This is a genomic window from Streptomyces mabaensis (genome assembly GCF_053763515.1).
In genome coordinates this window covers 153,742-161,402 of record NZ_JBSOPZ010000017.1, presented here as the reverse complement: position 1 = coordinate 161,402, position 7,661 = coordinate 153,742, and the positions used below count along the sequence as shown (strand labels likewise).

The window sequence follows — 7,661 nt, the reverse complement described above, 5'->3', positions numbered from 1 at the left end:
CGAGAGACCGAAGTGGCCTGACGTCTGGGGACGTTCGTCTGTACACAACTGGGGAGCTAAGGCCGTACGCCGACACTCCACCTCGGACATGGGAGTCCGGCCCAGTGCCACCAGGTCTTCAAGGAGCAGATCAGCACCCGCGTCAAGATCCGGCCCGAGCTGGACAAGGCGCTCGCGCTCGCCCACCAGTTCAAGGAGGCCGCGCCCGACCGGCCCGCTCACCGGCATCTACGACCCGTCCGGCATGGGCGCCATGCTCTTCGCCGTCCTGGCCGTCGCCGCCCGGTTCGACCGCAACTACATCCGGGAGAAGACCCCGAAGGACAGGTCATCGCCGCGTCCAAGGGCAGCCACGGCGGACGCCCGAGAGTCATCGACGACGACATGCTCACCTTCGCACTCGCCCTCCAGGCCAAGGGCGCCCCCGTCCCCGAGATCGCGAAGAAGCTGATCATCAAGACCGGCAAGAACGCAGGGAGACCGCCCTCGGTCGCCTCGCTCTACCGAGCGCTGGCCGAAGCCGCCGAACAGCAGCAGGAGGAGAACGGCGCCGAGGTCATCGGGCCCGCGAATCGGGGTCCAGCGACTGGACTCCCGCTTCGCCGCCTACCGTGACGCCGCCGGCCTGGACCCCGCGCTGGAGTTCCACTCGCTACGCAGGTCCTACATCACCCATCTGATTGAGGACGGCCACGACCCGCTGTTCGTCCAACAGCAGGTCGGCCACGACCACGCCTCCACCACCGCGATCTACACCTGCGTCTCCTCCGACTTCCGCACCCGTTCTCTGCGTCGCGTCCTGGACGCCACCATCGAGGCCGCTCTGCGGCCGGGAAGGACCTCGTGATGTCACGCCAGATCAGCTACCGGTGGCGCCTGCGCGAGCTGATGGCCGCTCGTGGCACGTTCGCCGTTGCCGAGCTCATGCCACACCTGACCGAACGCGGCATCACGCTGTCCTCCTCCCAGGTCCACCGCCTGGTCTCCGGAACCCCGGAACGGCTCTCCCTCCCGGTACTTGCCACCCTCTGCGACATCCTCGACTGCACGCCCACCGACCTGATCACCACCTCGGCCCAGAACCTCCCGGCCCGCCGAGCCGCCGGCGAGGAAGCTCCGATCAACCTGGCCGCCCGGCGACCCACACGGGTCCGACTGACGCCTGAGGGTGAGCGGTGACGCCAGAGGAGTACGAGCGGTGGATGATCCGCGACTGCGCACGGTGCGGCCGTCGAGCCTCGAAGTCCGCAGAGTGGTCGGACGGCCCGATCTGCCGGACCTGCTACGAACAGGCGATGCGAGTCCGTGGCCGCTGCCCCTGTTGCGACACCGATCGGCTACTGCCGGGGCGAGACACCGGTGGCACACCGATCTGCCGGGACTGCGCGGGCATCGTCCGCGACTTCTTCTGCGATCGCTGTGGTTTCGAGGAGCTACTGCTTGGCGGACGTCTCTGCGAACACTGCACCCTCGCCGACACGCTCACCCGCCTCCTCGACGACGGCACCGGCCGTGTCGCCCCAGAGTTTCTGCCGCTGGTCAAGGTCCTGCTGGAGATGGACCGGCCCAAGAGCCGACTGATCTGGTTGCGCAACCCCAACGTCGTTCGTCTTCTCCAGGGCCTGGCCACCGGCAGCATCCCGCTCACTCACGACGGGCTGCACCAGGAAACCCCCTGGCGAACCGTTACTCACCTGCGCGACCTGCTGATGGACAGCGGCGTCCTCCCGCGAGTCGACCGGCAGCTCCTGCTCTACCAGCGGTGGCTGACCGAACGGCTCGCCACCATCGAGGAACCAGAACACCGTCAGCTTCTCCGGCACTTCGCCGCCTGGCACCAGATGCCGCGCCTGAGGGCAACGGCAGAGAAGGCACCGCTGGGACGCTCCCAGACCAACCACACCAAGCAGGAAGTCACCCAGGCCGGTGCCTTCCTCGCATGGCTCGCCAGCCAAGGCCGCGCCATCGGGCAGTGCCAGCAGGCCGACATCGACGCCTGGCACACCGAGAGCCTGGCCACCCGCCGTCCGTCCCAGTCATTCCTGCGGTGGTGCATGAAGACCGGCCGGATGCCCCGCCTTACGCTGCCGCCCGCCGTTATCACCCAGGACCCGGAACCGCTGCATCAGCACCGCCGGCTCGCGATGCTCCGCCGTGTCCTCAACGACGACTCCCTGCCCCTGCGAGCCTGGGTCGCCGCCGCGCTCGTTCTCCTCTATGCGCAACCCGTCAGCCGCATCGTTCGCCTCACCATCGACGACATCACCGACGACGAGACCAACGTCACCGTCCAGTTGGGAGACCCGCCGTCCCCGCTGCCGGAGCCCGTTGCCGACCTGATGCGGGCCTACATTCAATCCCGCCAACACCTGCCTTATGCCAGCAGCAGGAGTTCACAGTGGCTCTTCCCCGGGCGCCAGCCCGGACAGCCGATGAACCGGTCAGCCTTCAAGGCCATCTGCGTGAGATCGGCGTCCCGCCGCAGCGCGGCAGGACCTCCGCAATCCGCCAGCTCGTCCTCCAGGCCCCGGCCCCCGTCATCGCGAAGGCACTTGGCTATCACGACAAGACCACCACCCGCCTGGTCACCGAGGCCGGTGGAACCTGGAGCCGATACGCCCCCGGCGTCCACTGAGGAGTGTGTCGTCTCCGATGGGGCCACGTGTCTGTCAGCCCTGCTCGATAGGGTCCGCATCGCAGCCAGCCGCGGAAGGACTCTCACATGACAACGTTTGACGAGCTCACTGCCTGGGCCGGCGCCGGGAACGTTACAAGGGCAGACTCGGCAGTCGTGTCGGGCTGGCAGATCCCTGAGGAACAGAAGGCACTACTTGTTGATGTCGGGATTCCTATCGTTGATCAGTTGATCGAGTACGTATCATTCCAGGTGGAGGTGGCTCCCGCACTCCAGACGTCAGCTGGTAGGTCGCTCTACCTCCTCACCCAGAATCACCATGGCGACCTCGTACCGGGACTGCAATGGTCGTTCGGCGTCGAACCCGGTACAGGGACGGTCTACTACGTCCTTCCTCAAGGCGAGGCATGGTTCGCCAACTCCTCCATCGACCTGTGGCTGCGGACCCTGCACCACTACGGCCTGCACGTCAGCGAGTCCGAGATCCTGAGCGATCCGGATGACCGCGAGGACGAAGCCCTGGCCGAGCTCAGCATGCTCGCTGACGAACTCAAGCAGATCGATCCGCCTGCCTTCGATGGCTACCGCGGTTTCATCTGGGCCGAGTTCCTCGACCGCTGGCTCTGGTAGTTACCCGCGGCCGCCACGATCCCCAAGCGATCACTCACCGTGCCAAGCGCGTCGAGCGGCTCGCGAATACGCGACACCTCAACATGCGAGCCCACCAGTCCCCAAGGCCGGCCCAGGCGGGCGACGCGGATGCCTTCCATGACTGGAATAAACTGCGGTGCGTCGCCCCACTGCCCTGGTGTGATCACGAATGACAGCGGGCGGCGCTCACCTCACCGGCCAGATGGATCTTGCAGGTCAGTCCGCCCCGGGAGCGTCCGAGTCCCTCGTCGGGGCGGTGCTGTCGGGCCGTGTGTCTCTCCCCGGCACCAGTCACACGATTCGCCGGACAGGCCCCAACCAGTCGGCACAGGGTCTACTCGGCACCGGGACTACCCAACCCCTGGGTGGAGCACACGGGAGAGAAATGCCTGGGTGCGGGCGTGCTGCGGTCGGGCCAACACGTCTTCCGGGCTCCCCTCCTCCACCACTTGCCCGTCGTCCATGAAGACCACGCGGTCGGCGACGTCGCGGGCGAAGCCCATCTCGTGGGTGACGACCATCATCGTCATGCCCTCGTCGGCCAGCGTGCGCATGACGGCCAGTACGTCGCCCACCAGTTCGGGGTCCAGCGCGCTGGTCGGCTCGTCGAAGAGCATCAGCTCGGGCGCCATCGACAGCGCCCGCGCGATCGCGACCCGCTGCTGCTGGCCGCCGGAGAGCTGGGCGGGGAAGGCGGCTTCGCGGTCGGCCAGACCGACCTTGACGAGGTTCTCCCGCGCGATCCGGCCGGCCTCGTCCTTGCCGCGTCCGAGGACCCTACGCTGCGCGATCGTGAGATTCTCCAGGACACTCAGATGCGGGAAGAGGTTGAACTGCTGGAAGACCATGCCGATCCGGCGCCGTACCGCGTCCAGGTCGATGTCCGGATCGGTCATGTCGATGCCGCCGACGGTCACGGTGCCCCTGGTCGGCTCCTCCAGCAGGTTCACGCAGCGCAGGAGGGTCGACTTCCCCGACCCGGAGGGGCCGATGACGCACACGACCTCGCCGGGGGCAACGGTGAAGTCGATGCCGCGCAGCACCTCGACGTCGCCGAACGACTTGTGCAGCCCATGAATCTCGATCGCCGCGGCGGATGCACTCATCGGACTGTCACCTAGCCTTCGCATGACGGGCCTCGAGGCGCCGTACGAGATAGCCGAGCGGGATGGTGACCAGGAGGTAGCACAGGCCCGCGACGAAGATGGGGGTGGTGTTGGCCGTCGTACTGGCCAGGTCACGCCCGAACTTGGTGAGTTCGCGCTGCTGCAGCGTGACGCCCAGAAACAGCACCAGTGAGGAGTCCTTGAAGAGCAGGACCAGTTCGTTGGTGAGCGGCGGCACGATGATCCGGAAGGCCTGCGGGATCACGATCGACCGCATGGCTGTGGCGTGCGACATCCCCAGCGTGCGGGCCGCCTCCAGCTGACCGCGCGGCACGGCCTGGATGCCGGCCCGGATGGTCTCGGCCATGTACGCGGCGGAGACCAGGCCGAGGTTGCAGGCGACCTGTCCGTACGTACCTCCGGGGAAGACCACACCCGGGAAGGCGAGCGGAACGCCCACACCGACGAAGATGAAGATCAGCAGGGCGGGCAGTCCGCGGAAGAACTCGATGTACGCCATGGCCAGCCAGCGGTACGGCGCCACGGACGACAGCCGCATCAGCGCCACGAGCAGCCCCAGCACGAGACCGACGCCGAAGCCGGTCAGCGTATAGACCATGGTGTTCAGCAGCGCCACGGTGATGAGATCGGGGAACAACTGCTGGGCAACGGCCGGCTGTAGAAACTGCTCCTGAAGCCGCTTCCAGTCGGCCAGCGCCCCCACGGCCACCACGGCGACGACAAAGACGGCGTACTGCACCCCGCGGGAGACCCGCCGCCGCCGGCGCGGCGACATCCGCGACGGCGCGCGGGCCTCCTTTTCGCTGATGACGCTCGTCACTGGGCGTCAGCACCCTGCGGCATCGGCCCGATCCACTGCTCATACAGCTTCTTGTAGGTCCCGTCGGCCTTCGCGTCCTTGATGGCCTGGTCGATCATCTCCAGCAGCTTGGGATTGCCACCCTTGCGGACGGCGAAGCCGTACTGCTCGCCGGTGTCGAGGTTGCCGACGACTTCGAACTTGGCGGCGTTGGCCGGGTCCTTGAGCCAGTTCTGTACCACCGGATAGTCCTGCACGATGACATCGACCTGCCCGGTGCGCAGCCCGTTGAGCTCGGCGTCGGAACTCTCGAAGGACTGCGGGTCGGCGCCGTGCTTGCGCGCGAAGTCCTCGCCGGTGGTGGACGACTGCGAACCGAGCTTGAGCTTCTGCTTGGTGACGTCCTCGATGGTCGCCGCCTTGACCCCCTTGCGCGCCAGCAGCGCCTGCGTGGCGTCGAAGTAGGGAGCGGAGAAGTCCAGGTTCTTCTTGCGCTCGTCGGTGATCGTCATCCCAGCCGCGGCGACATCGCAGACACTGGCGTTCAGGTCGGCACCGGTCTTGATCGTCTCGAACGACTTGTCCACGATGACCTGCTCGACACCGAGGTCCTTCGCAACCAGATCAATCATCGACACATCAAAGCCAACGACCTTCCCATCCTTCTCGGACTGGAAGGGCGCGTAAGGCAGGTGCGTACAGGTGGTGATCTGCCCGGCCTTGACCAGCTTGGCACCCTTGACGGTCGCCCCTTCGCCGCTGCTACTGCAGGCACTGACCGAAAACACCAGCCCAACGGCTGTGCACAGCAAGGCGATCCGACGGGAGGGCAGGCGGGACGGGCTCATGAAGTTCCCCCTGTGCACGAGGACGGACGCGCGGATCGACGGAACGAACCGCGATCAAGGTGCGCACAGAATGTCGGAGCCCTGGCCGAAAGTCCATGGGGCGTCGAACGCCGGTCGGGCTCCGAGATCCTCGGGGCCGCTGTCACTGGCCGCCGAGTACCGGGCCGTCCCCGTACAGTGCCGCGAGGTCGACCAGCAGCAGGTCGCGGCGTTGGGCTGCGGCATGCTGTACGTCGGGGTGGAAGCCATGCAGGGAGTACAGGGCCAGCGCGGCGTCTTCGGTGTTGTGACCCAGGCCCGTCAGCAGGTCCCGGATGCGTTCCAGGCGTTCGACATCCTGCAGGCCTCGCGGCTGAATGGTGGCCTTGGCCTCGCCGATGAGGGCGATCCGGGCGTGGGCCGACTGAGGGCGCTCGCCCGGCGCGAGCGCGAGTACGTCCACCTCGTGCTTGGTCTTCGCCGAGGGGTCGGGCACGTCCGCGGAGCCCACAGCGCCGACCCGCAGCGTGGTTTCGTCAGGCGCGAAGGCCCGTGTCCAGCGACGGGCCAGCTCCTCGAAGTGGGGGCCGAGGATCTTGGAGTGGAAGGTGGGACGGGACTCCTGCCACGCCTGCTGGGCACGGCCGTGCTCGACCATGTCCACCAGGGGCAGGGTGATCAGCTGGTTGAAGCGGATCACTGGGTCGGCGACGGTGATCACCGGGTTGCGGGCCTTGAGCAGGTCCTGCTCCTTACGCAGGTAGCCGGTGGACTCCAGGACCTCGAGCGGAGCGACCACCGCCGAGCGCTGGCGCTCCAGCAGGCTTCCGATCCGGGCGGGGGTGGATGCGCCTTGGGCCACCACGGACAACAGGTCGTAGTAGAGCGTGCGATGGGTAATCCGCGGATCCTCGCGCAGCAGGAACTCCGCCTCGACCCGTGAGTACAGCGCACGGCCGGGATCAAGAAGCGTGCGCTGGACCCAGCCGTCGAACTCCGCCGCACTCTGCGGGCTGCTGCCTGGCGCGAGCGGCCGGTACCCGGGGGCGCCGCCCAGACAGGCGTCGACCAGTAGCGCCGTCCCGGGGTCGGCGACCTGCCAGTGGGTGCGGGCTGTGCGGTAGTCGAACGCCGGCAGGCGCAGGTCCAGCACGGCCCGGCCACGCAGCGGCTTGGTCCCCGACAGCAGCTCGCTCATCACACTCATCGCCGATCCGCACAGGACGATCCGCCCGCCCGGCGCCTTTCGGGACTGCGAGCGGTCGTAGAGGAGTTGCAGAAGACCCGGGATCTCCGGGGAGTGCTGCAGCAGGTAGGGGAGTTCGTCGATCACCAGCAGCGGGGCGCCGGGCGCACGGTTGACCACGTCCAGCGCGGTGGACAGCAGCTCCTCCCAACCGCCGAGCCGCAGCGCCCCTGCGGGCACCCCGGCATGGTCGGCGACCGCCTCACTGAACCGCTGCAGCGCGAGGACCCGCCCCTCCTCCTGCACCGCCGCCACGTACAGGCCCCCCACCGCCTCGGTGAGCGCCTCCAGCAGGAACGACTTGCCGTTGCGGCGACGCCCCGACCCATTTTCGTTCAGGTTGACCTATCGAGAAATCGTTCAGGTCAACCTGAAC

At 67.4% G+C, this 7,661-nt stretch carries 9 protein-coding genes and 1 pseudogene; 5 read left to right on the top strand and 5 right to left on the bottom strand.

The annotated features are described in order from the left end of the window. The first annotated feature begins 384 nt into the window (after positions 1-384). Genes ACWV17_RS17675 through ACWV17_RS17655 form a run of 5 tightly spaced genes read left to right on the top strand, consistent with a single transcriptional unit; the run spans position 385 to position 3,265 of the window. Positions 385-615: a hypothetical protein gene (locus tag ACWV17_RS17675; protein ID WP_455360495.1), complete on the top strand. Its 231-nt coding sequence runs from the start codon at positions 385-387 to the stop codon at positions 613-615. Further along, positions 572-847, top strand: coding sequence for a tyrosine-type recombinase/integrase (locus ACWV17_RS17670; RefSeq protein WP_455360505.1), 276 nt, complete (start codon positions 572-574; stop codon positions 845-847). The genes ACWV17_RS17675 and ACWV17_RS17670 overlap by 44 nt, the downstream gene beginning before the upstream one ends. Then, complete coding sequence (locus tag ACWV17_RS17665) at positions 847-1,179, top strand: helix-turn-helix domain-containing protein (protein ID WP_455360494.1); 333 nt, start codon at positions 847-849, stop codon at positions 1,177-1,179. Before ACWV17_RS17670 ends, ACWV17_RS17665 begins: the two co-directional genes overlap by 1 nt. 23 nt (positions 1,180-1,202) lie before the next feature. Further along, positions 1,203-2,726, top strand: coding sequence for a hypothetical protein (locus ACWV17_RS17660; RefSeq protein WP_455360493.1), 1,524 nt, complete (start codon positions 1,203-1,205; stop codon positions 2,724-2,726). Continuing rightward, on the top strand, positions 2,723-3,265 hold the full coding sequence (locus ACWV17_RS17655) for an SUKH-4 family immunity protein (RefSeq protein WP_455360492.1): 543 nt from the start codon (positions 2,723-2,725) through the stop codon (positions 3,263-3,265). The genes ACWV17_RS17660 and ACWV17_RS17655 overlap by 4 nt, the downstream gene beginning before the upstream one ends. A gap of 104 nt (positions 3,266-3,369) precedes the next feature. Here the strand turns inward: ACWV17_RS17655 and ACWV17_RS17650 are convergent. The 5 genes and pseudogenes from ACWV17_RS17650 to ACWV17_RS17630 form a co-directional block, all read right to left on the bottom strand. Then, positions 3,370-3,527 (bottom strand): annotated as a pseudogene (locus ACWV17_RS17650) (IS5/IS1182 family transposase); the annotation flags it as partial. A 109-nt stretch (positions 3,528-3,636) separates the two neighbouring features. After that, complete coding sequence (locus ACWV17_RS17645; RefSeq protein WP_455360491.1) at positions 3,637-4,392, bottom strand: amino acid ABC transporter ATP-binding protein; 756 nt, start codon at positions 4,390-4,392, stop codon at positions 3,637-3,639. Positions 4,393-4,399: 7 nt separating this feature from the next. Next, entirely contained in the window at positions 4,400-5,188 is a 789-nt protein-coding gene (locus tag ACWV17_RS17640; RefSeq protein ID WP_455360504.1) for an amino acid ABC transporter permease, read from the bottom strand. Between the two features lie 41 nt (positions 5,189-5,229). Then, positions 5,230-6,060 (bottom strand): ABC transporter substrate-binding protein, encoded by an 831-nt coding sequence (locus tag ACWV17_RS17635; RefSeq protein ID WP_455360490.1) that lies wholly within the window; start codon positions 6,058-6,060, stop codon positions 5,230-5,232. 142 nt (positions 6,061-6,202) lie between these two features. Next, the gene (locus ACWV17_RS17630; RefSeq protein ID WP_455360503.1) at positions 6,203-7,624 is read right to left on the bottom strand and encodes an AAA family ATPase; all 1,422 of its coding nucleotides are present in this window, start codon (positions 7,622-7,624) and stop codon (positions 6,203-6,205) included. Between the last annotated feature and the right edge of the window lie 37 nt (positions 7,625-7,661).